This window comes from Streptococcus jiangjianxini (assembly GCF_040225085.1).
Taxonomy (GTDB): Bacteria; Bacillota; Bacilli; order Lactobacillales; family Streptococcaceae; genus Streptococcus; species Streptococcus jiangjianxini.
This window is the reverse complement of sequence record NZ_JBEHGL010000011.1, coordinates 52,807-78,285: the sequence shown is the minus strand read 5'-3', so window position 1 is coordinate 78,285 and position 25,479 is coordinate 52,807. Positions and strand designations below refer to the sequence as shown.

Here is a 25,479-nt window from a genome sequence, read left to right as displayed (position 1 = left end):
GTCTGTCAGTCGGTTGGCAGAAGACTGCAGCGCTCGTAAAGCAAGCTATTCAGAGTATCCCTTATGCACTAACCCAGGTCAATCTTTTCCATTCTGATCGTGGCAAGGAGTTTGATAATCAGCTGATTGATGAGATGTTAGGAGCCTTTGGTATCACTCGTTCGCTAAGTCAAGCAGGATGTCCTTATGATAATGCCGTAGCTGAGAGCACCTATCGCTCTTGCAAACTGGAGTTTATTAATCAAGAAATCTTTCATTCACTTGAAGAGCTAAATCTTAAAACCAAGGACTACGTCCACTGGTGGAATCATCATCGCATTCACGGCAGTTTCAACTATCAAACACCCATGGCTAGGCGAGTTATCGCTTAACAAAAAACACTTTATAAATTTTGTACAGAAAAGGGTTGCCTTTTCAGTACTTATATTGTAAATTCAAGACACAAAAAAGCACCCGTAGGTGCTAGTGAGATTTAATTAATTGCCATATGAGTTAACTATATACTTATCGTTAAATAACGAAGGCAAAGTTATCTCACTTCTTAGAGTAGATTCATACGATGTTAAACCACCGTTTTTCCCATAAATGGTTACGTTATCGTCTTCAGCAATAACCTCTTTGTACTCATCACTATCAATAGAGACTAAGACCATATTGTCATAATTATCATTGACAGCAACACGCAAATTAACGTCACCAGACGATCCTTTTATAAACTGTACAACCTTACCAGTGATTTGTACTTTTGATAACAAACCAACTTTATCATGATTCCATTCGTTGTAATCAACCGTTTGGTACGAGTTGGGATCAAATGGCTCTTCAGAACTTTTTTCGGTTTCTGATGATGACGATGTTGATGTCTCACTTGGTTCTGATTTCGAACTTTCTTCTTCAGAAGATGTTGAATCTGTAGTATCATCAGAATTTGACTCATCATCTTCATACTCAAATATCTCTTTTTCTTTCGAATCGTAATAATAATTATGTTCGCCCAAAGCGTTATTCATGTCAGATATTTCAGCAGCAAAGCCGAAAGCCCCAAGCATAAAAAATAACGATAGCAAACCCAAAGCAACCTCAAGCCAAAAACGCCATTGTTTCCACAATTTCTTTTTCATAATATTTCCCCCTTATGGGAATATGATAACTATTCTCATCCAGTCTTGTCTATATAGAATGCAAATAAAATTAACAAAACAAAGCACTTCGTTCTCAAAACACGACAAACGCATGAAGGATTTTTAGCAAGAAAATAAAGTTTTCTGTATTTCAATGTTCAGAATTTACAAAAATAGTAGCCATGTTTAAGCGCTTTCTCTATAGTGAAAACGCTTAGATAAAATATTTTTATCTGTACTATAATTCGGAAACAACTGTTTCATGCGTTTGTCGTGTTCTCAAAAGGCTTTTTTCATTTTTATCACCCTTTTCTGCTATAATAGAAGCATGACAAATGCGAAAAATAAATTACTTTTAATCGACGGTTCTTCCGTTGCTTTCAGGGCTTTCTTCGCCCTTTATAACCAGATTGATCGTTTCCGCAACCCGAATGGTCTCCACACCAACGCCATCTATGGTTTCCACCTCATGCTAGACAATCTCATGGAGCGCGTACAGCCCACTCACATTTTGGTGGCTTTTGACGCAGGTAAAACTACCTTCCGTACCGAGATGTACGCCGACTACAAGGCTGGACGTGCCAAGACGCCCGAGGAGTTCCGTGAGCAGTTTCCTTACATTCGGGAAATGCTGGCAGCTAGAGGCGTTACTTATTATGATTTGGCTAATTATGAAGCTGATGACATCATCGGAACACTTGATAAAATGGCCGAGTTAGAAGATTTTGACGTCACGATTGTATCTGGTGATAAGGACTTGATTCAATTAGCTGACCACAATACGGTGGTCGAAATTTCAAAAAAAGGCGTTAGTGAGTTCGAAGAATTTACCCCAGCCTACCTGATGGAAAAAATGGGCATCACACCTGAACAATTCATTGATCTCAAGGCTCTCATGGGGGATAAGTCTGATAATATCCCTGGTGTGACTAAAATTGGTGAGAAAACTGGTCTTAAATTGCTTCTTGAACATGGCAGTCTGGAAGGGATCTACGACAACATCGATAGCATGAAACAGTCCAAGATGAAAGAAAACCTCATTAATGATAAAGAGCAGGCTTTCCTATCTAAGACGCTAGCAACCATCAACACCAAAGCACCTATCACTATCGAGTTATCGGACACTGTTTACATGGGGCCAAAAGTCGACGATTTGGCTAAATTCTACGATGAAATGGGCTTTACCCAATTCAAAAATGCCCTAGTGGGAGAGGCTGAAACACCTACTTTTGAAAGTCAATTTAAAGAAGTCAATACGGTTTCTGACAAGCACTTCAGTGACCAAGATTTTTTCTACTTTGAAATGCTCAATGATAACTACCACGTCGAAGAAATTATCGGCTTTGCTTGGGGAACTAAGGAGGCTATCTACGCCTCTACTGACCTAGACTTGCTACAAGCGCCAGCCTTTCAAAAAGCACTTGCTAATCCTATGCAAACCTTTGACTTCAAACGTGTCAAGGTGCTACTGAGTCATCATGGCATTGACATTCCCGCCCCTAGCTTTGACAGCCGTTTAGCCAAGTACCTACTATCTACTGTTGAGGACAATCAACTCTCCACCATTGCTCGTCTCTACACGGCTCTGCCCTTAGAAAGCGATGAAGTGGTTTATGGAAAAGGCGCCAAGCGTGCGGTTCCTGAAAAGGATACGCTGCTCAGCCATTTGGCTAAAAAAGTTCAGGTTCTTATCGAAAGTAAGGAACCTATGTTAGCCAAACTAGAGGAAAATGACCAAATCGACCTCCTCTTTGATATGGAGCAGCCACTAGCAAATATTCTAGCTAAAATGGAAATCGCTGGTATCAAGGTCAACGGTGGCACTTTAGCTGAAATGGCTCTAGAAAACCAAGTAGTCATCGACAAATTAACCCAAGACATCTACGAGATCGCTGGGCAAGAGTTCAATATCAATTCCCCAAAACAATTGGGCATCTTGCTCTTTGAAACCATGGGATTGCCACTCGAATACACTAAGAAAACCAAAACGGGTTATTCAACGGCTGTTGATGTTTTGGAGCGACTAGCCCCAATTTCACCAATTGTGTCTAAGATTTTGGAATACCGTCAAATCGCTAAACTGCAATCAACCTATTTGATTGGTTTACAAGAATATATCCGCGATGACGGTAAAATCCATACGCGTTATGTACAGGATTTGACGCAAACTGGTCGCTTGTCATCAACTGATCCTAACCTACAAAACATCCCAATACGGCTGGAACAAGGTCGCCTCATCCGTAAAGCCTTTACCCCTTCAACTGACAACGCTGTTCTTCTTAGCTCTGACTATTCGCAAATCGAGCTTCGTGTCCTTGCTCACATTTCAGGTGATGAACATTTGATTGATGCCTTTAAACACGGTGCGGACATTCACACGTCGACAGCCATGCGTGTCTTTGGCATTGAAAAACCAGAAGATGTGACCAGCAACGACCGTCGCAATGCTAAGGCTGTGAACTTCGGTATCGTCTATGGCATTTCAGATTTTGGCCTTGCCAACAACCTAGGCATCCCACGCAAATTAGCCAAAGACTACATCGAAACCTATTTTGAACGCTACCCTGGTATCAAGAATTACATGGAAACTGTCGTTCGAGAAGCCAAGGATAAAGGCTACGTTGAGACCCTCTTCAAACGCCGTCGCGAATTACCAGACATCAATTCACGCAACTTCAATGTGCGTAACTTCGCTGAGCGGACAGCTATTAACTCTCCTATCCAAGGAAGTGCTGCGGACATTCTCAAGATTGCCATGATTAACCTAGACAAAGCTCTAATAGACGGCAACTTCAAAACCAAAATGCTCCTTCAAGTGCATGATGAGATCGTACTGGAGGTTCCTGAGGATGAAATCTCTGCAATCCAAACCTTGGTCAAAGAAGTTATGGAAGCAGCCGTTGAGATGACGGTTCCCCTTCTAGCCGAAGAATCATACGGAAAAACCTGGTACGAGGCTAAATAGATAAGCATTATCATCTCCTACGAGGGGCAATCTGCTCGATGGATTTTTATCAGTCATGCTGGGGGCTTTAGAGGCTAGGTTTTGGTCAGTCACGCTTACTTCACCAGCCGAGAAACCCATACAAAGTCTTTCTTCTCATGAGTTATCCTTATATGATATGCCCAAGGGATAAAAAATTCCCAAAACGCTAGTTTTCTCCATCAATGACACTTTTACGTGTTTCTTCTACTATTTGCCGCTATCATAGATTTCCGACTTACCGACATCAGGTTAACAGGTCTATCTAGTAGCATCTAGTAGCGACTTTAGGTTAGTTTTCTTAATCCTTCTCATTCTCGAATCAAGCATTGACGTAGGAAATGTTGCAGATAAACAGCAGGCTTAACCAGACACTGAACAAACTTCCTTTTTGGAGGTTTGTTTTTTGTATAGTTACTTGCTAAACAGAACAAAATCTTAGTAGCAGAAGAAGGAATCACATACGTTTTTAGATCTGATTGAAAAGCACTTAAACAACAGCACCTCCATCTTTCGCACAGTTTTTTTAAACTTCTTCAAGGTCAGAAATAAAATTGAAAATACCGTAAGCATTTATCCTAATTCAAGGTCGCCAACAAGCTTATCAAAGTCACCGAGCTCAGTTCTTTAGATTTTTCGAAACTTTGAAAACCTAAAAAGCGTATTTGTCTCGCTTCGAACCTAAAAAAGAGAACCAATCTGATTCTCTCTCGGTGTTAGCTATAAGTTAACCTCCTACAGTTGACAATGAGCCTTTTTTCAAAAGAAAACACAAAAGGTTGAAGAAAAAGTCCATTTTGGATATTTTTCTTCAACCTGATTTGAGACACTATATCTCAGATTCTTTTCAACTGTTACATCATTCCACCCATTGGATCCATGCCTGCTGGCATTGCTGGGGTTTCTGGTTCTGGTTGGTTTGCGACAACAGCTTCTGTTGTTAAGATAAGGCTGGCAACTGAGGCTGCATTTTGAAGGGCTGAACGGGTTACTTTAACAGGGTCAATGATTCCTGTTTCAATCATGTCTACCCATTCACCATTTGCAGCATTGAACCCTGTTCCAACTTTGCTATTTTTAAGTTTGTCAATAACAACAGAGCCTTCGTAGCCCGCATTGTAGGCAATCTGACGAACTGGCTCTTCAAGCGCACGAAGAACGATGTTGCGTCCTGTTGCTGCATCATCTTCAAGTTCAAGAGAAGCTACTTTGTCAATCACATTAACAAGTGCTGTTCCACCACCAGCAACGATACCTTCTTCCACTGCGGCACGTGTTGCATTTAAGGCGTCTTCAATTCGCAACTTCATTTCTTTCAATTCTGTTTCGGTTGCTGCACCAACCTTAATCACAGCTACACCACCAGCTAACTTAGCAAGACGTTCTTGTAACTTCTCACGGTCAAAGTCTGATGTTGTTGTCTCCAATTGAGACTTAATCAAGTTAACACGATTGGCGATAGCCGAAGCTTCACCTGCTCCCTCAACAATAACCGTGTTATCTTTGTCAACAGTAATTTTCGCTGCTTGTCCAAGAGCTTGCATTGTTGCGTCTTTAAGTTCAAGTCCAAGGTCTTCTGTGATAACTGTTCCGCCAGTCAAGATAGCGATATCTTCAAGCATAGCCTTACGACGATCACCAAAACCTGGCGCTTTGACTGCTACAACATTGAACGTTCCGCGAATTTTGTTAAGAACCAAAGTTGGTAGAGCTTCGCCATCAACGTCATCAGCAATGATAAGAAGTGGACGATTAGTTTTGAGAACTTCTTCAAGAAGTGGCAAGATGTCTTGGATATTTGAAATTTTCTTATCTGTAATCAAGATAAATGGATTTTCCAGATCAGCAACCATCTTCTCATTATCAGTTACCATGTATTGTGACAAGTAACCACGGTCAAACTGCATTCCTTCAACCACTTCAAGTTCTGTTTCCATACCACGAGATTCTTCGATAGTAATAACACCGTCATTACCCACGCGCTCCATAGCTTCAGAGATGTATTCCCCAACTTTTTCAGAGCGTGATGATACCGCTGCAACTTGGGCAATCGCTTCTTTACCAGAAACAGGTTGAGCGATTTCTTTAAGATCAGCAACTGCGGCAGCAACTGCGGCTTCAATACCTCGGCGAATTCCAATGGGATTAGCACCTGCCGTCACATTTTTAAGTCCTTCGCGCACAATTGCTTGTGTCAAGACAGTTGCTGTCGTGGTACCATCTCCAGCAATATCGTTCGTTTTTGAAGCCACTTCAGAGACTAATTTGGCCCCCATGTTTTCAAAATGATCTTCTAGTTCAATTTCTTTAGCAATGGTTACACCGTCATTTGTGATAAGTGGTGAACCAAAAGCTTTTTCAAGAACGACATTGCGTCCTTTAGGACCAAGTGTTACCTTAACTGTATCTGCTAAAATATCAACACCACGCACCATACTTTCTCGTGCATCTGCTGAAAATTTAATATCTTTTGCCATAATTTAAGATATAAAGGGCATCAAACGGACAATAACAAAATAGTGTTTTTCTTTTTGCAGCCGTCCGTAGCCCGTATTCAGTTTCAACCGATACGAACTAACCCTCTCTCCTTTCTATTCTTTCTTATTCTACAATCGCAACGATATCTGACTCACGGATGATTGACAAGTGATCATCACCGTCTTTGACATCAATCCCTGTACCATTTTCAACTAAAATCTTATCTCCTACAACAACGCTTGGCGCTACTAAATCGCCATTAAGTGTGCGAACACCTTGTCCTACAGCTACAACAACTGCTGTCTGAGTTGCTTCGTGAGAAGCACCTGCTAGCACAAAACCGCCAACTGATTTCTCTTTTACTTCTTCAAAAGTCACGACCACACGATCGCCTAATGGTTTTAACATCATATGCCTCCATAAGGATTATTTTCATAATAGCTTTCGAAATAAACTGCATTAGCACTCTGGATACTAGAGTGCTAGCTATTACAAAAACTATTATAGCACTTGGTCAAAAATAGTCAAAATAAAAACGCTAAAAACTAAAATGTTTTCAGCGTTTCATTGTCTTATTTTAATTGACTAAGTTTGATTTCAAAATCTTCGATGACTTTCGAGACATTTTTCTTACCTCGATAGATACCGTAGCCGAATAATAGCATACCTATACTACCAATAATGATTAAGACGAGACCTAAAGCCGTTACCCATAGATTAACCTGATGAAAGAGGGCGAACAAAACGACTCCGATACTTGACACAATAAAGAAGAGCGAGAACCACCGTCCTAAATTGTCAATCATATGTTTTTGATAGGCTATCTCTGTCTCATAACCTTTAATCATTTTTTGATTCGTCATCAGATTTTACTCCTTATAGTTAGTTAGTAAGATAGACCTGGATCAAAGAATCCGACAAGCACACCAACAAAAGCAATAACTACCAAAAGAAGCATTACCTTAATAGGTGACATGTTTTTCTTCGCCATTAACCACCAGCAAAAAACGATAAAGATAGCTGTCAATAACCCTGGATACACAGCATCCAATTGATCTTGCAAGACAAGGTAGGGGTTTTTAGCACTACCTAGACTAAATGCTGTTTTCACAGACACCCAGGTCGCAGCAACCGCACCAATAACCATACCACCGACAATTCCGATAGCTTTACGAATGGCAATTCCTTGAGGTCCTACAAGGAATTCTACTGCTTTATCCCCAAGCTCATAACCTTTAAAGTAAGCAAAACGCATCCCAAAGTAAGCTAGCAAGTTCCAAACAACGATATAGAAAATAGCACCTGCTGGGGAGCCGCCAGTTGAAAGACCTAGCGCAATCCCTAAAAGAACAGGAATCAAGGTTCCGACAATTAGCGAGTCACCAATACCTGCCACTGGTCCCATAAGACCCGCACGCATCCCATTAATAGCTTCATCGTCGACTGGCTCACCATTCGCACGCGCCTCTTCAAGGCCCGCAGTCACACCGACAACAACTGTTCCAAGCTGTGGTTCGGTATTGAAAAATGCTGTATAGGTTTGCATGGCATTCTTTTGAGATTCCTTGTCATCATACAGTTCTTCAATAATTGGAAGCATGGATGTCAAGTAACCAAACGTTTGCATATGCTCTTGAGAGAAGCAAGTCAAGTGTCCATAATACCAATGATGAAAAGACTTAGTCAACGTCTTCTTAGAAATTTTCTTCATACCAGTCATCCTAAATATCCTCCTCTTCTTCGTCATCTTCTAACTCTGCTACCGCTGCAACCAGACGCGAATTTGCCTTCAATTTTGCCATGTCAATTTCATAGAACAAGAGGGCAAAGATAAGAGAAATAACCGCACTTGCTACCAAGTTTAAGCCCAATGAAGCAGCCAACGTAAATCCGACAAAGAATGGAATAAAGTCTGTAACTTTTTCAACCAATTGTTTAAGAAGGATAGCAATCCCTACACATGGAAGAAGAGCACCAACAGTAAAGAGGGTTTTCATAGCAATACCGTCCATAGGGAGTGCTGATTGGAGAGCTGTTACAGCTGACGCCCCTAATTTACACATGATGAGTGTCGGTAAGAATGAGAAAAGGAAATGTGAGATCCAAGGAAGTCCCCAGTCAACCATGTAAAGTTTTTTGAAGTTTCCTTCTTCAACAGCCTTCCAACCAATATGTTGCCAAGCCAAGTTCATCGTTGCTGTACCATAGAAAAGAACGGTACCAATCGTTCCTACAAGAGTTCCCATTGATTTGGCGAGGTCAGCAGCCTCACCTGAGCTAGCAGAAATACCTTGTGCGGTAATAGCTACCATAGCGAGTGGGATACCGATATAAGACACCGCACGCACGTCAGCAGATACCGTACCACCTGGCGTTACCAAGGCGATATAAACCAACTGCATCGCTACGCCACAAACAATCCCCAATTTCAAGTCTCCCAAAATGAGACCGCAGACAAGTCCTCCAACTAGGGGACGACCGAGTGTGTAGTTACCAATACTTGAACCACCCATCCCTGGCATAGATGCTAGACTAGCAAATAGCCCAAGTAAGGCAGCTTGAAACCATGATATTGTCATCGTTTATCTCCTTCTTAAAATCATTAATAACCGAATTTACTTCTAAAATCTGACCAATACCCAATAGAGACATCTGGTAGCAGTTGGAATTTTACACGATAGCCTGCTTTTTCAATTTCTTCTATTGCTGCTGCTTCTTCTGGAGTAATCGATTGGTTATTACCAAGTTTGATAGCTCCTGGACGATCATTAGCTGGACCAACGATAATTTCTTTAACATCTCCTGGAACAAACCCTTGATCTACTAGTAGTTTTTTCATGTCTAATGGATTTTTTGTAATCACAAAATAACGTGTATCTGAATCCAAAACTTTTTGCGATTTTTGACCAAAAGCATCAACTGTCCAGACAAATGTTTTCTTATCAGAAGCACCTTTATAAGCTTGTGTCAGAACTTTATTAGCTGCTGCTGCATCATTAACGGCAATGAGACCATCACAAGGATATTCTTTGGCCCAGCGGGTTACGGTTTGACCATGAATCATACGGTCATCAATACGTACAAATGAAACTGACATAATATTTTCCTCTTTTCTTTTTATCTTCAAAAATAGACCAAACGAGTCTAAGCATTTTTTTCATCATATTACAAAACAGTCAACTGACTATCAAATATCATCATCTTCTTCGTCATTAGTGGAAGTTGTAGCAACTTTGAATTCCTGCAAAGCTGTCTGTGCCTCTGGCAAAACAGCTGCTACAAAATCATCCCCCTCAAGGGAATCTTTCATGACGACAGATGTAACTGCCATAGGTAGGTTCATTCCTCCCAGAACAGTCGCTGTTTGGAGTAATTCTTTTTCTTCTAAAACACCTAATGCTGTCGTTAGGGGGCTTCCACCAACAATGTCTGCAAGAACAACTACCTGATCATCTGTGGTAAGATGATCAACTGCTTGATGAAAGTCTTTCGCAAAATCATCAACCGAAGAGCCATTTTTTAGACCAACCGCGATAACGTGATCGATTTTATCTTCGGCAAACATCGCTAAGGAGGTTTTCAAACCTTCTGCAAATCCACCATGGCTGACAAGAATTAAGTATTTCATAGCTTTCGTCTCCTTTTTTCTTCTTTCATTTTAAAACTTTTGAAAGCGGTTTTTAATTGCCAGATGTCATGATTCTTCGTGGACGATTGTCATCATAAAAAATGACATTTGTCATATCAGTCGCAAGTGTACTCAAAAACACCATTAGAATAACTCTAATGATGTCTTACCTATCTTAAACGTTGTAGTAATTTCTTCTCAATAATAGCTAAATCAGTGTCTACGGTTTCTTCTAACAAGGATTTGGTTAAGAGATAGTCCGCTTCTTCATAAACAGTATTGAAGCGTTTAAACTTGGGTTGATTAAACCCATCTGTCATCATGTGATCGACTGTTGAAACTCTTAATGAATCAGTACCAAAATTATCCTCTTGTAAAATATCACTCGTATCTTCTGAAGCCATAACATCCTTTAGAACCGATATTCCTTGAGACTGCTTGACGAGTTCTTGTTGAGAATGCTCGTCATAAGTCAGTATTTTTAAGAGTTCCCAAGCTAATCTCGTATGCTTGGTTTGAGAAGATAGGGCAAAAAGTGAGCTATCAACTTGCGTGGCTTTAACATCTTTATCAGCACTCGGCATGGGGACACAGGTCCATTCAAATGTTGAATATTTGGCGATATGATAGGGGTAGGGCTTATAAGTGCGATATTCTGCCATCGTCATCGGTCGAAAAATAACCTTTCCTTGGTCAAAATCTTGTGATGTAACCTCTTGTGTTCCAGATAAAGCATCCAATTTCATCATTAAATCCATCGCACTTTTTGTCTTATTAGTATTCAAATGAATCTGACTACCATCTTCAGAAAACATCTGATTACTATAGGCAGCCATCGCATTTTTCCAATTGTAACCCACGATACCAAACTGGTCCAATTGCCCATCACTATCTGTGTCCTTAGTTGCTGACCTTGCTATCTTATAAAAATCAGAAATAGACCAGTCGGCATCAGGAACCTCAAAACCACTTTTCTTCAAGAGGTCCTTATTAATACACATCATAATAGGATTACTCTCAAAAGGAAGGGCGAATTGCTTATCATGATACTGTCCTGCTTGATAAGAAACATTGTAGAAATCATTTGTATTAATGTCTTGTTTCACTAAAGCGTCTAGGCTCTTCAAAGAACCTATAGACGTTAAAAGGTTAAAATCATTTTCAGGAATCATAAAAACATCTGGCTGCTGACCAGCTGCAACTTTTCCAGATAACCAATCAGAATAATCTGATTTTCGAATACCGCTTTCATAAACAACATCGACACCTGGATGAGCCTTTTCAAACCGTTTGATAATATCATCCAAAACACGATTATTCTGTCCTTGTGGAACATCCCAACTCGACCCTTCATGGATTCCTAAATGTAGCGTAACCTTTCTTGGACGCTCCATCCATGACAACAGTAAAAACAAGCAGGGTAATGTGATTACAAAAATCACTGCCAGATTTATCCGTCTTCTCCTAGTCATCTAAATTCTCCAACTGTCTAGTAGTTACACCTGTTTGCACCGCCCAGATAGCCAATTGGGTACGATCACGTAGCGCCAACTTAGATAAGACATTTGATAAATAATTTCTCACTGTACCTTCTGAAAGAAATAACTTTTGCGCAATTTCTTTATTCGATAAACCAAAGCCAATTTGTTGGATAATCCGCCATTCTGCTTTTGACAAATTCGAAAGCTCTGTTTCATCGACTTGTATCGTGTTCTCCTGCTGAGGCATTTGAGAGAAGGCTTTAAACACCTTAGTAGCGATATCAGGATTAATCATAGCGCCACCATTATGAACCGTTTGAATGGCTTGATATAGGTCATCCATAGAAACACCTTTTAAAAGATAACCTGAAGCACCGTATTTAAGCGCAGAAAAGATAAATTCATCATCGTCAAAAGTCGTTAAAATGATAATTTTTACATTAGGAAACTGTCTTTTAACTTCTTTAGTACAGATGACTCCGTCCATCTTTGGCATACGAATATCCATTAGAATAACATCAGGAAGCTCTTTGTTAATCTTCTCCAACACTTCAAAGCCATCTGCCACCGAAGCCACAACGTTAATATCTTCATGAGCAGATAGCACAATCTTTAAAGATTCTCTAATTAGCTCTTGATCGTCTGCAATCATTACCTTAATCATAGTAACTCCTTATCCTTTGGGAATATGAATGATTGTCTTAAAACCATCATTTCCATTAAAAGCAATCCGACCACCAATAATAGCCAGACGTTCCCGCATCTGCATCAAGCCATAACCAAATGTAATCTCATCAGCTCCAACACCATTATCTTGAATGCACATCACAAAATCCTCTTCTTCGTAGAGATGGATGATCACCTTGCTGGCATGGCCATGCCGAACAGAATTGGTTATGGATTCTTGCACTACTCGGAAAATAATATCCTCTACAGCAACGCTCAAATCGATGGTCTCCCATTCATAGGAAAATGCAATATCAATCCGAGAGACCTCTTGATACTCTTTGATAACCTTCCCTAAGGCATCTTTGAGCGTACGACCTTCTAAAGCATCAGGACGTAATTTGTTCAAGGATCGCCTTACATCAACTATCCCCTCCCTAACAACCTCCGACACACTGCTTAGTTGTTCCTTAGCCTTACTAGGATTAATATCAATCAAAACTCTAACAGCATCAATCCCTGCAGAAATACCCGTCAGCGCATGACCGAGCGTATCGTGAATCTCACGAGAAATACGTTTTCGCTCCCTATCTTCTGTGATTTTTTCTGTCAAAGCCACATAGCTATTTAACTCAGCATTAACCTGAGAAACCATACGAACCTCCTCTTCCAGATTATGCTTTTCACTGATGGCAAACATAATGTAGGAAATTAAGGAAATAATAAAGACAATCAGATTTAAAGACGTTAGTAAATTTTTAATGAAAATCAATGAAATCCTTAAATAAACAGGTAAAAAACTAATGTACGTGTCAATAGCCGGTAAAGGCATAATGGTCGATAAAACATTGACATCAGTCACCAAGAGAAGACCAAAACTTAATAGGATAAAGACAAGCCAATATCGCTTCTCTAGCAGGGTATACATGTCTCTGGAATGATAGAAGACATCCGCAAAAACCAATAATAGAAAGCCATTATAGGAAAACTGCAAACTGACCAGTAAAAACAAGGTTACCAGCAATTCACAAGCTACCCACTTATCCCAAAAGTCAGTTGGCTTCTGAGTTCTTAAATAATCCCTGTAAAAAATCAACCCCATCAAAACAAAAAATAAAGATATTGCTGATATAAAGATAAAATCTGGTCTGTATGGGATACTCTCCATCTGTTCCAACAAAGCATGACTATCACCTTGATTAATGATGATCTGTGTGGAAAAAAGATAGACAGAGGCATAGAAAATAACGGCCATAAAATTGATAAAGACAAGGAGATACTTGCTAATTTGAACTAACTTCAATCGTCTCACTACTGCCACCCTCTTAAATCATAGTTACCTATTGATTTTTTGGTAATCAATGTCACAGGAATAACAACCTTGGAATCAACTGTTTTTCCTTTTGAAATCATCAAGGCTAGTTGAGCAGCCTTATGCCCCATAGCCAACGGAGACTGGGCTACCGTGGCTGTAACATCATCTGTCGTTGCCAGTAAATTTTTCATATCAGGAGCTCCATCAACACCATAGATAAGAACTGACTTTTCGATATCATTTTTATCCAAGGCTGCAACAGCTCCGATCGCCGCAAGGTCATTTAATGCCATCACCACATCAAAGGATTTTCCAGATTGTAACACACGTTCAACGACTGGCATGGCAACTTCCGTCTGTCCGAGACTTTCTTCTTTTGAAACAATCCTAAAGCGTTTGTCAGAAGCAATGTTATCCGTAAAGCCCTTAATTCGCTGATTTCCTGACACTGCATCTCGATGCTCTAAAATTAAGATATCTGCTTTATCTTTTCGAGATTTTAAATCTTCTGCCAGTAAAGCGCCTGCCTGATAATTGTCTGACACGATTGTTGACGTGACAGCTACCTTATCAGATAGCTGGCTGTCAACAACGATAACCTTGATACCAGATTTTTCAGCTTTTTGAACCATCCGCTTAATGGCTACATCATCACTTTTGACAGGATTCAGGATAATGACATCCATTTCTTGATCAATAAAATACTGAATCTGCTCAACTTGTTTCTTACTACTTAGGGCAGGGTCTCTTGTGAAGACAGCACCACCTTGTTCAGTAATTTCTTTTTCAATTTCCGCATTAATCACTTCATAAAAAGGATTATTCATAGTCATATAAGTCGTTCCGACTCTCAAACGGTTCGCCACTGTTGTTTCAATCTGCTGATTAATATAAATGACAGAGACTAATACAGTAAGCATCAAGAGGATTAAAAGGCCGATTATGTTTCTGAGTGATCGCATCTTACTCCTATCACGTTTTGGTATTTTTGTGAAAATTATAGCATTTTTTGAGAAGCATAAAAAGGGGTAGTATTAGTTCTTACCCCTATAAAATATTTTCCAAAACTTCAGCTATCCCATCACTATTGTTATCTGCTGCAACATTTCCAATAGCCTGCTTAACCGCCTCTGGCCCATTTGCCATGACATAGCCATTACCTACCGCCTCTAACATGTCAAGATCATTGAAATTATCCCCAAAAGCATATGCCTCTTGAAGATTGGCGTCATAGTGAGCAGCCAAGCGAGCAACCGCTCGTCCTTTCTGAATTCCCGCTGCCATAATTTCTAAATAATAAGGGTAAGATTTTGAAATAGAAAGGTCTGAATAGCCTTGTTTCAGAACTGCCTCGACTGCTAAAATCTCTTCCGGTTCTCCCATCAATAATAATTTATGAATCTCCCTAAGTGAGTTCAAATCATCAAGTGCCGCCTCTTGAGAAGAGATACCCACAACATCTTCTTCCCTAGAAATCCATTTATTGGAACGATCTTGTGATAACCACTTTTCACCACTATAAACATTCCAAGCAATACCTGGATGCTCTTTTTCTAAATACCGACAAATAGTGATTCCCATATCGGTTACCATCGGTGAAGAAGCAATCTCTTGACCATTTTCATCTTGAATATAGGCACCATTGTAAGAAATGATTGGTGTTTTTGGTAAGAAGTCTCGAATAATTGGTTTAATGGCTTCAGGCATTCGGGCTGAAACAGGAACAAAAAGATTACCATTTTCGACAGCAGACACAATCGCATCTCGAGTGCGCTGCGTTACCTGTAATTGATCATTAATCAACGTTCCATCAATATCGCTAAAAATAATCTTGACCATAAATACCTCCTTTTTAGCAGTTTAGCATTTTTTGAAAAGGCTTACCAGTGACGATTGTCATCAAAAAAGACTAGATAAAGGTCCAATCTAGTCTCTCTATTTAATGTTTTAGTTGTGGGTATAATACCTATTTCTTTTTTTAACATAGGAATCTATCAAGTGGTTGCTTGAGATACCAGCTTGCCATTTTCCAAGCTAATAATATCGTCAAAATAAGGCTTCATTTCCTCTGAAAGATGATGTGTAATAACAATAAGGGAATAGGTATCATCAGAAAGAAGTTCTTTTTCAATTGACTGGGCTAAAGCTGCATTTAAGCTTGAAGTACTTTCATCCAATAATAAGAATTGACTACCATTGAGAATAGCCCTTGCTAGTGAAATGCGTTGTTTTTGCCCACCAGATAAATCTAACGCTCCTTCACCAATTAAGGTATCTAATCCTTTGGTTAGTTGATTGATTTCATTAGTTAGACAAACTTTTTGAATCACTGATTCTATTTCCTCATCAGAAAAATCATTATTTAAAGTAATGTTTTCACGTATGGTTCCATTGAAAATATAAGGCGTTTGCTCAACATAGGTTATTTGAGAGCGTAAGCTACTACCATTTATGGATTTCAACACCTGACCATCAAGTTCTATCGTTCCTGAATCATAGTTTAAACTACCAGTTAGCAATTTTAAAAGGGTTGACTTTCCTGTACCACTAGGTCCAACGATACAATATTTTTTACCTTTTTTAAACATATAGCTAGCGTTAGAAAGTATCTCATTATTGCCTAAGGTCAGATTAACCCTATTCAACTCTAACTTAGTATTTAAGCGAACATTTTTCAGTTTCATATTGTCATTCAGCTGTTCTTCTTTGCTGGCATTAAAGAATTTTTGATGCTTTTCAAAAATAGGGAAGGCTGCTTTGATTTCTATAATATTGGAAGAGAGGTTGCTAACACCATTGAAAATATTAACACTAATATTTGAAACAGAAAGAATATCACCAAATGTTAACATTTTTTGTGCGACAAAAATACCTGAAATCATTAAACTTCCAATTTGTCCTAAAACATTACCAAATGCTGCTAAAAAGGTTGCCACACCAACAATTTTATAACTATCAATTTCAGATTTTTGAATACTTTGAATTTCTTTATCTGATTTGGAAACCAAAAAATCTTGTTTATTGAGTGAGAAGAGACAAGTAAAACCATTATAAAGATTGGCGATACTAGCTGTAAAATTTTCTTGACTCAGCGTTAGTTTTCCAAAGACAGAAGCCAATTTTTTATCTGCTAGTTTAGGTAAAATAAGGTTGATAATAGCGAGGGCTACAATAACTAGCATTAATTTCCAGTTGAGGAAGGCTAGTGCAAAAACAGATAATAACACTTCAATAATCGCTTCCACGATCGTGTATAACCTCTTAAAGCCCTCATTGCTAATTCGATCACTATCAGTTGTTAACCATGAAACCATCTTACCACTGGTATATTCGGAAGATTGGTTGGGCCGGTACATCGCATAGCTGGACGATATGTCGCTACGAATATCTCCAATCATTTTTTGTCTAACAAACACATCATACCAAGTTTGAAAGGCAAATAATACAACATAGCCAAAATATAGACTAGCACACAGAATAACTTTAGAAAGAAAACTATCGGTTTCTCCAGCTAACAAGCTATTAAAAGCCTCAGCTGTCAAAAATGCTGACCTTAATTTTAAAATAATTGAGACTATAATAACGGCTAATAAAAGCAAGTTTTCTTTATATCTTCTCTTTAAATAAAAAAACATCTATTTCCCTCTTAGACTTTCTTTCCAAAGTAAGTGATTATTATAAAAGTTATATTCGGCGACTGTCATGTTTTGACTAACAAAAGGGGCAAGAATTAGTTGTCCCACCATAAAAGCTGACATGTAACCATTTAAAACACTACCGCTATTTTCATTAATATGCTTCCTAGTATCTTCTAAGCTCTTTTGGATATAATCGCACATTAATTTAGCTGAATCATAAGAATTGATGACATAAGCTGTTTGGAGTAGAGGGCCATATCCTGATTCGATAACCGGGCAAGGAAGCTGCTTTTGCATAATTGATTGCGCTAGGTTATACATTAAGGTGTAATCATCCGCGGCATTAATAATGATATCTTGTGACCCTAATTCCCCAGCTAGAGCAGATAGCTGAGATAAAGAACTAACGTAGGTAGAGGAGGTTACTATCTGAGCAAGATTTGTATAACGCTCCTTTAAAGCGTCTACTTTATACATTCCAATGTCAGTTGTAAAATAAGCTTGAGCCCCTAGGTTTTTCTCCTCTACTTTATCACCATCAATTAGAATAAATTGCTGGAATCCCATTCTAATTAAAACATCTAGAATATGGCTTCCTACTGTCCCCAAGCCTAATATCACTATTTTGACAGATTTTCTATAACAGTTAAACTCTCGAAAGTCAGTGTCAGGAAAACTATTTAAAAATAAATCAGATCGATTCAAATTGATAGGATTGTCAAATCGTTGTAGAAAATGTTTATCTAGTAAATAATTGAGAATATCTTGTTTCTCAATACTAGATAACTCAGAATAGTTTTCTATGTCTTGGCGATCTTTAAACTCTGACAGAAAGTCTAAAAATTGAAATACTTTTGTATTGTTATCTGTACTAATCGCCAATTGAAGTTCTCGATTCCCTTCATAAACAATAATCTCCCCTCCCTTAAATGACCAGTTTAACTCTTTTTTCAACCTAAAATAACTCATTATAATCTCCTACAAATATTTACAAAAAAGTCTAGGAACTTACCCTAGACTGAAACGAGACTACTTGTTGACAACGCAGATGTTAATTTCTACTTCTGAAATGACAACATCAGTTTCATGAATTTCCATCAGTTTTCCTCCTTAATCATTAATAGGTGTATATTATCATTTATAGAATATTCTGTCAATATATTTTTAATAAAAATTAGATTTTTTCGATTTTAGCATTAGCTAATATCTCCAAATGTGTTAACGACTAGTTTAAAATCAACAACTATATCATTAGGTTGTATTGATTCATCAAAACGGCAACTCCTCTTCCTCAAGGACAAGGTCAGCCAGATCCGCTGCCACATTGTTTTCACGCATGGCACGTTGGGCACGACTTTCGAGTAATTGGAACGATTGTCCCAAGACTTCTGTCATATAGTGCCTTTGCCCATCTTTTTCATAAGAACGCGTACGCAGCTCACCATCCAATGAAATCAAACTGCCCTTAGTACCATAAGAGGCTAAAGTTTCTGCCAAACGTCCCCAAAAGACCACATTGATAAAGTCTGCTTCACGTTCACCATCCTTACCCTTAAAACGACGATTGACTGCAACGGTAACACGCGCAACAGATTTATCATTGGGAGTTTTCACCACCTCTGGTGTTGCCACCAAACGACCGATTAAAATAGTTTTATTATACATAAGATTTCCTCCTAACTATTTATTCGGGAATTTTTTGGCAAGCTAAAGAAAAAGGAGATATTATGGTAGATTTAGAGTTTTATTCTCAATTATTGGTACAAACTTGGAGAAAAATTCAGCATTAGTTTATTTTTGATCTAACGTAGCTATCTGAAAAAACTACGTAGCTTAGTGCTCAGTGCTGCTTTTGGTCTCAACTGCCAATTTCTAGCGCAGACAAATACGATAACTGCTATTGGCCATAATACTGATATGTTACTTGCTAACGTTCATTCAAACATTAGCCAAATTAAAGTTAGCTTAGATATCTCAGAAAGTTCAACTGTTTAATCCTCTGCCCTTATCTGCTACCATAATGTCATGGGGTCTATTGTTCCTGATAGATTTAAAAACTTTTCATTGGCCGTTAAAAACTGATGACCAACTTACCATAATCAAAAACAACGACGTCGGAAAAGGAGGGACTTACCAATGCCACTGACAACGCTCTCAAACAAGTTTTTGAAAAATCCTTTGACAGCCAATAATTTGCTCAAAAAACAGTCTACAGCATAAAAGAATTATCAGCTATGATTCACCTCAATCTAGAAAATCAGCTGTACTTCGCACCTTTTTCAGTCTCCAATCTTAAATCTTACAAAGACATCAACTTTCTTCAATTTATCTATATCTGGTTGAAAAAAGAAGATTATTGACGCAACACAAAAAGAACTGGGCTCCCAGTTCTTTTCCATTATACTTGCCAATGCTTCTCTACATCAAACGCTTCGCCAACCTTTGCAGTGTCATCTAATTCGATAATGCCACGAACTTGGGGGGCATTTGGCAATGCTAGTTCTCGTGGGCTACACATCATTCCAAAGCTTTCCTCACCGCGTAGTTTACCTGGGAAAATCAAACTCCCACTTGGCATCATAGCCCCTGGCAAAGCAACAATCGTTTTAAGCCCGACAGCCGCATTAGGCGCACCAGCTACGATTTGCACGATAGCATCTTCAGCTACCTGCACTTGACAAATGTTGAGGTGATCACTATCTGGATGGGCCATCATTTCGACAATTTGCCCAACCACAAATTTTGGGGTGTTATCTGCGATAAGTTTTTCTGAAAATCCTTCTTTGGCTAATTCAGCATTTAAAACAGCTACCTGCTCCTCAGTCAAAAAGACCTGGCCGCGTCCATCAATCTTAACCAAGCTGGACGCTTCAAAAATGTTCCAAGCAACAGTTTCTCCAGATTCTTCAAGGAAAACGCGAGCCAGCTTGCCTTTACGCTCAACCGCTGCTTTTTTACCCTTATCTTCTTTGACAATAACCATGAGCACATCGCCAACATGATCTTTATTATAAGTGTAAATCATTTTTCTTACAGTCCTTTCAAAAATGCATTAATCTCTTCTTTAGTTTTACGATTCTTATCCACGAAACGACCAATTTCTTGACCGTTTTCAAAGACAACCAAACTCGGAATCCCAAAAATATCCCATTTTTGGGCCAAATCCATAAAGTTATCACGGTCTATCTGGATAAAAGTAAAGTCACTATGTTCAGTCTCAATATCCTCTAACAGGGGGTATAGGTACTGACAATCCCCGCACCAATCAGCAGTAAACAGAAAAACAGTTTTTTGACCTGACTCTATCTGCTTGGTTATTTGCTCGTAAGATAATGCCTTAATCATGCCACAACCTCCTGTGCAATAATCTCACCTTGCTCATAAACGAAATCAAACTGGCGACCATCTGTTAAAACAACACCTCCAGTTGTTTCATTGCTGTCTTCGAATTCATTAATGTAAACAACCTGAATGTCTCCAAATTGGCTAAAATAAGCACGAATATCTGTCATACGACGAGCTTTTTGTGCCTCACCAATCTTATAAGCCAGCTGAGCAGCAAGGGCTGTGAGACCCAAACCAAGTAAGGCCCCACCCAAAATACTTATTTTTTTATTCTTCATAAGCCTTATTTTACCACAAGAAAACAAGAGCAAGACAGTTTTTACTATTATTTTTAGAATAATCATGTTTAGCATTGACTTTCTCACTTATAAAGGTTATGATGGATAAGTAATTAAATGTCAGAGTTATCATGTTTCACATTTTCATCTCCTTTTATTTACGCATCATAAAAGGAAGGAAGTAACTCATTATGGCACAAGGTACTGTAAAATGGTTTAATGCTGAAAAAGGTTTTGGTTTTATCTCAACTGAAGAAGGTCAAGACGTTTTCGCACACTTTTCACAAATTCAAGCTGATGGTTTCAAATCACTTGAAGACGGTCAAAAAGTTTCATTTGATGTTCAAGATGGTCAACGCGGCCCTCAAGCAGCAAATATCGTTAAACTGTAATTAAATGATAGAAAGCCTGAGATAGCTTATAGCTTATCTCAGGCTTTTTTCTATAGTCAAAATAGGCGAAGCGTCAGTTCCTCACTCCCACACTTTTTCATTTATCACTAAAAGTGGTAAAATGCTAGTAAGACTTATACAGATGAGGAGACTGAACTAATATGACTGATTTATTTAATAAAATCAAAGAAGTAACCGAACTCAAAGGCACCTCAGGTTTTGAACAACCTGTCCGTGATTATCTTCGTGAGAAAATCACACCTTTGGTGGATGAGGTTCAAACTGATGGACTTGGAGGGATTTTTGGCATTCGACATCATGAGGATGCTAACGCTCCGCGCGTCATGGTAGCTGGTCACATGGATGAAGTCGGCTTCATGATTAAAGAAATCAAAGAAGACGGCACTTTCCGCGTGGTTGAATTGGGTGGCTGGAACCCGCTCGTTGTCAGTTCACAACGCTTCACCCTACACACACCTGACGGTCGTAGTTATCCCGTCATTTCAGGCTCTGTGCCACCACACTTTTTACGTGGGACAAACGGCGCTTCACTTCCTAAAACAGCTGATATCGTCTTCGATGCAGGCTTTACCAGCAAAGATGAGGCCGAAAACTTTGGTGTTTTCCCTGGTTCTCTTATCATTCCCGAATCTGAAACTATCCTAACTGCCAATCAAAAACACGTTATCAGCAAGGCCTGGGACAATCGCTATAGCATTCTTATGATACCTGAAATGTTAGAGGCCGTGAAAAAGGAAAGCCTAGGTCACACCCTAATCGCTGGCGCCAACGTTCAGGAAGAGGTTGGTCTTCGCGGTGCTCACGTCTCCACAACCAAGTTTAATCCAGAACTCTTCTTCGCTGTTGACTGTTCTCCTGCTGGTGATATTTATGGCAATCCTGGAAAACTTGGGGACGGTACCTTAATTCGTTTTTACGACCCAGGTCATATCATGCTACCAAATATGAGAGATTTTCTTTTGACAACCGCTGAAGAAGCTGGTATCAAGTATCAGTATTACGCAGCCGCAGGAGGTACCGATGCTGGTGCTGCGCATCTCAAAAATGAAGGGATCCCTTCAACAACCATCGGTGTCTGCGCCCGTTACATCCACTCACATCAAACGCTTTATGCTATGGATGACTTTATCGAAGCACAAAACTTCCTACAAGCCATTGTGAAGCGACTTGACCGTTCCACTGTTGATTTAATCAAGAAATACTAGAAAGGGTTGAGTAGTCCGTAATCCCTACTCAATAGAACACATGATGAAAATTGGATTTATCGGTGTCGGTCAAATGGCTTCTGCCATCATCACTGGCATCAAACAAACGGGCCATGAGATTATCATTTCTGGATCTTCATTGACACGCTCGCAGGAGATTGCTAAAAACCTTGGACTTAAAGCTGCTTTGTCTCATCAAGAATTGGTTGACAAAGTTGATTTGGTCATTCTAGGCATTAAACCGCAACTGTTTGAATCTGTCTTGAGCGAACTCGACATCAAAAAACCTATCATGTCCATGGCTGCTGGAGTCACTTTAAATCGCTTAGCTGAACTGACTGACTCTAGCCTACCTCTCATCCGTATCATGCCCAATATGAATGCCAGGATTCTCCAAAGTACAACTGGGATCAGCTATAATCATCTCGTTAATGAAGATCTAAAAGCATCGATTAGAGAAATAGTCGATAGTTTTGGAACAAGCTACGAGCTAGCTGAGAAAGATTTTGACACCTTTACAGCTCTAGCTGGCTCAAGTCCCGCCTATATTTATCTCTTCATCGAAGCGATGGCAAAGGCTGGCGTCAAAAATGGCCTAAGCAAAGCACAGTCTCTCGAAATCGCCACACAAACGGTTATAGCTAGTGCTAAAAACCTTATTGAATCTGAAGATAGTCCTCACGCTTTGATCGACAAAATTTGCAGCCCTGGCGGAACTACTATCGCAGGGCTCATGGATCTAGAAAAAAATGGCCTAACCCATAGTGTTGTATCAGCTATTGATACTACTATCGGTAAAGCCAAAAATATGTAAAAACGTAAGCGTTCAATAATCGAGTATATTGAAAAAATTCCAAAGTCCTTATTGACTCTGGAATTTTTTTATCAGTAATTATCTTGTCTGTATTCAACTCACGGCAAATACGCTTCTGGAACTTCCTTTTAGGTAAGACATTCCTCGTTAGAAAGGTTTTCTAGAATAGTAGACCCGCTTTTCTTGTATGATACTATCTATGGCAACCATTTGAAAAAAGTTTGACAGAACATATCCTCTTGAATCTTTTGAAAAGATGTCCCTGTGCTAGCTTCATATCCCTTAGAAGACCATTTCCTTGCAGATACTCTCTAGCCTATGTTTACCAACAAAGTTCAATTAGCTTGATTAACATCAAAGACTTAACTGAGATTTAACTAATGTCAACCAGCTTGTCTTAACAGATAGTAGTCAACATTATCGCGATGACTGAATGCTATAACAAAACACCCTCAGGCTAAATATTTTGTCTAACCTTAAGGCTGTCCTCAGTCTATTTCAGCGTCTTTACATTGTTATAAAAAGCATACTAACAAATGCTATTAAATTATTAAAAGCATGCATGGCCATACTATATTTGATGTCTTTGGTATCCCAGTAAACGAAAGCCAAGGCAGCTGACATTAACCCATAAGCAATGGCGCTACCAAAGTTAGTTGGGTTATGAACCAGTGCAAAAATCACTGAACCTGCTATTAACCCTAACCATTCTTTTTTTGGAAAGAGATATTTTGCTGCAAACCCACGAAAAATAATTTCCTCTGTAATAGGTGCAACAACGACAACCATGACAAAGAACAGGGGAATTGGTACCATTTTCATCAAATCATACAAACCAGCTTGATTAACCGTATCTGTCTGTCCCTCTAGTTTAAGAACCCAAGAAGAAAGACTATTTCCCAGCATAATAATAGCGTAGGCAATGATAAGGGTCAACCAAAGAGATCTAGTTTTACGACCAGAAAGTGGACTAAATATATCACGCTTTTGAGCTATCTGAACTACTAAAGCACCAATTATTAAAAAGATAAACGTACTGCTCGCCGTCTGAACTAGTCCAAACGTCCCATTGTCTAAGGACTGATTATAAGCTAAAACACCACCCATAATTAATGAAGGCACTTGACTCAGCAGGAAGAGACCAACCATTAAAACCAAAGTTTTGAAAAACTGTTTCATGAAAACTCCTTAAAATGAACTAGGACTATTTTATCATAAAAAGCGATTGAATAGGACCTTCATTCCTATCATACAAAATAGACTAAAATAAATAAGACTCACTAATAATAGTCGGTAGGAAATACCTATCCCAAAGAGACCGTCCAAAAAAACTAGAAGGCTCATGACCATAATCAAAAAGGTTAAAGTCCAAGTAGTCGTCAGCTTATTAATAAGCAAATTGCGCTCATCATAGGCTTTGATATAAGCTTGGTGTAGCTTCTTTGGATTTTTTTGTGTGATGTAACTTGACCAAGCAAAAATAAATAATCCGAAAGCCAAGCCTACCAGCATTCCCTGCTGATATGATGTCATCTCAAGGATAGGCAATAGCAAAAACAAACAAAGACCACCGATAAAACCAAGCACCGTCTGTTTCCTTAGCAGCTTAGCATAGGCTTCTTCTGTTTTCTTTTTTCCCGTATTTTTTATCATTTGCAACAACATAACTTTCTCCTCCTATTCTTCTTCAAAAATAAAGACATCTTCAATACTTAAGCCAAAAAACTTGGCTAATTTATAAGCTAGTTCAAGTGATGCATTATAGCGTCCTTTCTCTAGTGAAATAATCGTTTGCCGTGTAACTTCCATGGCATCAGCTAAATCAGCCTGACTCAACCGCTGCGACTTTCGCAGTTCCTGAATGCGTGTTTTCATTTCAATCCTTTCTAAAAATAGCAATCGTATTTTTAACACTTCAACTGATAAAACGAGTGATACTCAACAATAAAGATATGGTAAATAAGATGCTGTACATTTTAATAAATTCACTTTTCTCCAAGTCTTCATCTTTAGTTTGTTTAAGAAGCATTATCCAACTACCTTCCGCTATCAATATGATATATAATTGTATAGTTAACTTTACATTTATAGTATAGTATACTTTACATTTTATG

General features: G+C 38.9%; 27 protein-coding genes. 5 read left to right on the top strand and 22 right to left on the bottom strand.

The window, feature by feature from the left end; genetic code table 11:
• Positions 1-371: integrase core domain-containing protein (locus ABP870_RS06415; RefSeq protein ID WP_350014616.1), on the top strand; the 371-nt coding region annotated here is incomplete at its 5' end.
• Positions 372-476: 105 nt separating this feature from the next.
• On the opposite strand, the gene ABP870_RS06410 is transcribed toward ABP870_RS06415, so the two are convergent.
• Positions 477-1,121: a hypothetical protein gene (locus ABP870_RS06410; RefSeq protein ID WP_350014614.1), complete on the bottom strand. Its 645-nt coding sequence runs from the start codon at positions 1,119-1,121 to the stop codon at positions 477-479.
• Positions 1,122-1,449: 328 nt separating this feature from the next.
• On the opposite strand from ABP870_RS06410, the gene polA reads away from it, so the two are divergent.
• The gene (polA, locus tag ABP870_RS06405; protein WP_350014613.1) at positions 1,450-4,086 is read left to right on the top strand and encodes a DNA polymerase I; all 2,637 of its coding nucleotides are present in this window, start codon (positions 1,450-1,452) and stop codon (positions 4,084-4,086) included.
• Positions 4,087-4,958: 872 nt separating this feature from the next.
• Here the strand turns inward: polA and groL are convergent.
• The 18 genes from groL to ABP870_RS06315 all read right to left on the bottom strand — a co-directional run bounded on the left by groL (position 4,959) and on the right by ABP870_RS06315 (position 20,933).
• On the bottom strand, positions 4,959-6,581 hold the full coding sequence (gene groL, locus ABP870_RS06400; RefSeq protein ID WP_350014612.1) for a chaperonin GroEL: 1,623 nt from the start codon (positions 6,579-6,581) through the stop codon (positions 4,959-4,961).
• Between the two features lie 124 nt (positions 6,582-6,705).
• Positions 6,706-6,990 (bottom strand): co-chaperone GroES, encoded by a 285-nt coding sequence (gene groES / locus ABP870_RS06395; RefSeq protein ID WP_350014611.1) that lies wholly within the window; start codon positions 6,988-6,990, stop codon positions 6,706-6,708.
• Positions 6,991-7,154: 164 nt separating this feature from the next.
• The gene (locus ABP870_RS06390) at positions 7,155-7,445 is read right to left on the bottom strand and encodes a DUF202 domain-containing protein (RefSeq protein WP_350014610.1); all 291 of its coding nucleotides are present in this window, start codon (positions 7,443-7,445) and stop codon (positions 7,155-7,157) included.
• Positions 7,446-7,468: 23 nt separating this feature from the next.
• Positions 7,469-8,302, bottom strand: coding sequence for a PTS system mannose/fructose/sorbose family transporter subunit IID (locus tag ABP870_RS06385; RefSeq protein ID WP_350014609.1), 834 nt, complete (start codon positions 8,300-8,302; stop codon positions 7,469-7,471).
• Between the two features lies 1 nt (position 8,303).
• Positions 8,304-9,161 carry a PTS mannose/fructose/sorbose/N-acetylgalactosamine transporter subunit IIC gene (locus ABP870_RS06380; protein ID WP_018380727.1) on the bottom strand — a complete coding sequence of 286 codons (858 nt, stop codon included), beginning with the start codon at positions 9,159-9,161 and terminating at the stop codon, positions 8,304-8,306.
• Between the two features lie 23 nt (positions 9,162-9,184).
• Positions 9,185-9,679, bottom strand: a complete 495-nt coding sequence (locus ABP870_RS06375) for a PTS system mannose/fructose/N-acetylgalactosamine-transporter subunit IIB (RefSeq protein WP_350014608.1) — start codon at positions 9,677-9,679, stop codon at positions 9,185-9,187.
• Positions 9,680-9,769: 90 nt separating this feature from the next.
• Entirely contained in the window at positions 9,770-10,210 is a 441-nt protein-coding gene (locus tag ABP870_RS06370; protein ID WP_350014607.1) for a PTS sugar transporter subunit IIA, read from the bottom strand.
• A gap of 170 nt (positions 10,211-10,380) precedes the next feature.
• Positions 10,381-11,682 carry an ABC transporter substrate-binding protein gene (locus ABP870_RS06365; protein WP_350014606.1) on the bottom strand — a complete coding sequence of 434 codons (1,302 nt, stop codon included), beginning with the start codon at positions 11,680-11,682 and terminating at the stop codon, positions 10,381-10,383.
• Positions 11,675-12,355 carry a response regulator transcription factor gene (locus ABP870_RS06360; RefSeq protein WP_350014605.1) on the bottom strand — a complete coding sequence of 227 codons (681 nt, stop codon included), beginning with the start codon at positions 12,353-12,355 and terminating at the stop codon, positions 11,675-11,677. Before ABP870_RS06360 ends, ABP870_RS06365 begins: the two co-directional genes overlap by 8 nt.
• 9 nt (positions 12,356-12,364) lie before the next feature.
• Complete coding sequence (locus tag ABP870_RS06355) at positions 12,365-13,669, bottom strand: sensor histidine kinase (protein WP_405054538.1); 1,305 nt, start codon at positions 13,667-13,669, stop codon at positions 12,365-12,367.
• Positions 13,669-14,634: a substrate-binding domain-containing protein gene (locus ABP870_RS06350; RefSeq protein WP_350014604.1), complete on the bottom strand. Its 966-nt coding sequence runs from the start codon at positions 14,632-14,634 to the stop codon at positions 13,669-13,671. The genes ABP870_RS06355 and ABP870_RS06350 overlap by 1 nt, the downstream gene beginning before the upstream one ends.
• An 85-nt stretch (positions 14,635-14,719) precedes the next feature.
• Positions 14,720-15,511 carry a Cof-type HAD-IIB family hydrolase gene (locus ABP870_RS06345; RefSeq protein WP_350014603.1) on the bottom strand — a complete coding sequence of 264 codons (792 nt, stop codon included), beginning with the start codon at positions 15,509-15,511 and terminating at the stop codon, positions 14,720-14,722.
• A gap of 155 nt (positions 15,512-15,666) precedes the next feature.
• The gene (locus ABP870_RS06340) at positions 15,667-17,307 is read right to left on the bottom strand and encodes an ABC transporter ATP-binding protein (RefSeq protein ID WP_350014602.1); all 1,641 of its coding nucleotides are present in this window, start codon (positions 17,305-17,307) and stop codon (positions 15,667-15,669) included.
• Positions 17,308-18,279 (bottom strand): ThiF family adenylyltransferase, encoded by a 972-nt coding sequence (locus ABP870_RS06335; RefSeq protein ID WP_350014601.1) that lies wholly within the window; start codon positions 18,277-18,279, stop codon positions 17,308-17,310.
• A gap of 300 nt (positions 18,280-18,579) precedes the next feature.
• Positions 18,580-18,975 (bottom strand): single-stranded DNA-binding protein, encoded by a 396-nt coding sequence (locus ABP870_RS06330; RefSeq protein WP_018380740.1) that lies wholly within the window; start codon positions 18,973-18,975, stop codon positions 18,580-18,582.
• 733 nt (positions 18,976-19,708) lie between these two features.
• Positions 19,709-20,335, bottom strand: a complete 627-nt coding sequence (gene ytpR, locus ABP870_RS06325) for a YtpR family tRNA-binding protein (RefSeq protein WP_350014600.1) — start codon at positions 20,333-20,335, stop codon at positions 19,709-19,711.
• A 5-nt stretch (positions 20,336-20,340) separates the two neighbouring features.
• Positions 20,341-20,655 carry a thioredoxin family protein gene (locus ABP870_RS06320; protein ID WP_350014599.1) on the bottom strand — a complete coding sequence of 105 codons (315 nt, stop codon included), beginning with the start codon at positions 20,653-20,655 and terminating at the stop codon, positions 20,341-20,343.
• The gene (locus ABP870_RS06315) at positions 20,652-20,933 is read right to left on the bottom strand and encodes a DUF4651 domain-containing protein (protein WP_350014598.1); all 282 of its coding nucleotides are present in this window, start codon (positions 20,931-20,933) and stop codon (positions 20,652-20,654) included. The genes ABP870_RS06320 and ABP870_RS06315 overlap by 4 nt, the downstream gene beginning before the upstream one ends.
• A 191-nt stretch (positions 20,934-21,124) precedes the next feature.
• On the opposite strand from ABP870_RS06315, the gene ABP870_RS06310 reads away from it, so the two are divergent.
• The 3 genes from ABP870_RS06310 to proC all read left to right on the top strand — a co-directional run bounded on the left by ABP870_RS06310 (position 21,125) and on the right by proC (position 23,365).
• On the top strand, positions 21,125-21,325 hold the full coding sequence (locus ABP870_RS06310; protein WP_062710592.1) for a cold-shock protein: 201 nt from the start codon (positions 21,125-21,127) through the stop codon (positions 21,323-21,325).
• A gap of 161 nt (positions 21,326-21,486) precedes the next feature.
• On the top strand, positions 21,487-22,551 hold the full coding sequence (gene pepA, locus ABP870_RS06305) for a glutamyl aminopeptidase (RefSeq protein WP_350014597.1): 1,065 nt from the start codon (positions 21,487-21,489) through the stop codon (positions 22,549-22,551).
• Between the two features lie 43 nt (positions 22,552-22,594).
• A complete protein-coding gene (gene proC, locus ABP870_RS06300; RefSeq protein ID WP_350014619.1) occupies positions 22,595-23,365 on the top strand; it encodes a pyrroline-5-carboxylate reductase in 771 nt (256 codons plus the stop codon).
• A 507-nt stretch (positions 23,366-23,872) separates the two neighbouring features.
• Here proC and ABP870_RS06295 read toward each other — a convergent pair.
• From ABP870_RS06295 to ABP870_RS06285, 3 genes are read right to left on the bottom strand one after another with little or no spacing between them, the layout of a single operon-like run.
• Entirely contained in the window at positions 23,873-24,544 is a 672-nt protein-coding gene (locus ABP870_RS06295; RefSeq protein ID WP_350014596.1) for a CPBP family intramembrane glutamic endopeptidase, read from the bottom strand.
• Positions 24,545-24,577: 33 nt separating this feature from the next.
• Positions 24,578-25,030 carry a hypothetical protein gene (locus ABP870_RS06290; RefSeq protein WP_350014595.1) on the bottom strand — a complete coding sequence of 151 codons (453 nt, stop codon included), beginning with the start codon at positions 25,028-25,030 and terminating at the stop codon, positions 24,578-24,580.
• Positions 25,031-25,042: 12 nt separating this feature from the next.
• Positions 25,043-25,240, bottom strand: a complete 198-nt coding sequence (locus ABP870_RS06285; RefSeq protein ID WP_350014594.1) for a helix-turn-helix transcriptional regulator — start codon at positions 25,238-25,240, stop codon at positions 25,043-25,045.
• Between the last annotated feature and the right edge of the window lie 239 nt (positions 25,241-25,479).

Bases quoted from the DNA above. Each gene is read 5' to 3' on its own strand.
- ABP870_RS06360 (WP_350014605.1), bottom strand. From the start codon at position 12,355: ATGATTAAGGTAATGATTGCAGACGATCAAGAGCTAATTAGAGAATCT.
- ABP870_RS06290 (WP_350014595.1), bottom strand. From the start codon at position 25,030: ATGTTGTTGCAAATGATAAAAAATACGGGAAAAAAGAAAACAGAAGAA.
- ytpR (WP_350014600.1), bottom strand. From the start codon at position 20,335: ATGATTTACACTTATAATAAAGATCATGTTGGCGATGTGCTCATGGTT.
- ABP870_RS06375 (WP_350014608.1), bottom strand. From the start codon at position 9,679: ATGTCAGTTTCATTTGTACGTATTGATGACCGTATGATTCATGGTCAA.
- ABP870_RS06335 (WP_350014601.1), bottom strand. From the start codon at position 18,279: ATGAGTTATTTTAGGTTGAAAAAAGAGTTAAACTGGTCATTTAAGGGA.
- proC (WP_350014619.1), top strand. From the start codon at position 22,595: ATGAAAATTGGATTTATCGGTGTCGGTCAAATGGCTTCTGCCATCATC.
- ABP870_RS06380 (WP_018380727.1), bottom strand. From the start codon at position 9,161: ATGACAATATCATGGTTTCAAGCTGCCTTACTTGGGCTATTTGCTAGT.
- ABP870_RS06345 (WP_350014603.1), bottom strand. From the start codon at position 15,511: ATGGTCAAGATTATTTTTAGCGATATTGATGGAACGTTGATTAATGAT.
- ABP870_RS06365 (WP_350014606.1), bottom strand. From the start codon at position 11,682: ATGACTAGGAGAAGACGGATAAATCTGGCAGTGATTTTTGTAATCACA.
- ABP870_RS06385 (WP_350014609.1), bottom strand. From the start codon at position 8,302: ATGACTGGTATGAAGAAAATTTCTAAGAAGACGTTGACTAAGTCTTTT.
- ABP870_RS06390 (WP_350014610.1), bottom strand. From the start codon at position 7,445: ATGACGAATCAAAAAATGATTAAAGGTTATGAGACAGAGATAGCCTAT.
- ABP870_RS06340 (WP_350014602.1), bottom strand. From the start codon at position 17,307: ATGTTTTTTTATTTAAAGAGAAGATATAAAGAAAACTTGCTTTTATTA.
- ABP870_RS06310 (WP_062710592.1), top strand. From the start codon at position 21,125: ATGGCACAAGGTACTGTAAAATGGTTTAATGCTGAAAAAGGTTTTGGT.
- pepA (WP_350014597.1), top strand. From the start codon at position 21,487: ATGACTGATTTATTTAATAAAATCAAAGAAGTAACCGAACTCAAAGGC.
- ABP870_RS06330 (WP_018380740.1), bottom strand. From the start codon at position 18,975: ATGTATAATAAAACTATTTTAATCGGTCGTTTGGTGGCAACACCAGAG.
- groES (WP_350014611.1), bottom strand. From the start codon at position 6,990: ATGTTAAAACCATTAGGCGATCGTGTGGTCGTGACTTTTGAAGAAGTA.
- polA (WP_350014613.1), top strand. From the start codon at position 1,450: ATGACAAATGCGAAAAATAAATTACTTTTAATCGACGGTTCTTCCGTT.
- ABP870_RS06295 (WP_350014596.1), bottom strand. From the start codon at position 24,544: ATGAAACAGTTTTTCAAAACTTTGGTTTTAATGGTTGGTCTCTTCCTG.
- groL (WP_350014612.1), bottom strand. From the start codon at position 6,581: ATGGCAAAAGATATTAAATTTTCAGCAGATGCACGAGAAAGTATGGTG.
- ABP870_RS06315 (WP_350014598.1), bottom strand. From the start codon at position 20,933: ATGAAGAATAAAAAAATAAGTATTTTGGGTGGGGCCTTACTTGGTTTG.
- ABP870_RS06370 (WP_350014607.1), bottom strand. From the start codon at position 10,210: ATGAAATACTTAATTCTTGTCAGCCATGGTGGATTTGCAGAAGGTTTG.
- ABP870_RS06320 (WP_350014599.1), bottom strand. From the start codon at position 20,655: ATGATTAAGGCATTATCTTACGAGCAAATAACCAAGCAGATAGAGTCA.
- ABP870_RS06350 (WP_350014604.1), bottom strand. From the start codon at position 14,634: ATGCGATCACTCAGAAACATAATCGGCCTTTTAATCCTCTTGATGCTT.
- ABP870_RS06285 (WP_350014594.1), bottom strand. From the start codon at position 25,240: ATGAAAACACGCATTCAGGAACTGCGAAAGTCGCAGCGGTTGAGTCAG.
- ABP870_RS06410 (WP_350014614.1), bottom strand. From the start codon at position 1,121: ATGAAAAAGAAATTGTGGAAACAATGGCGTTTTTGGCTTGAGGTTGCT.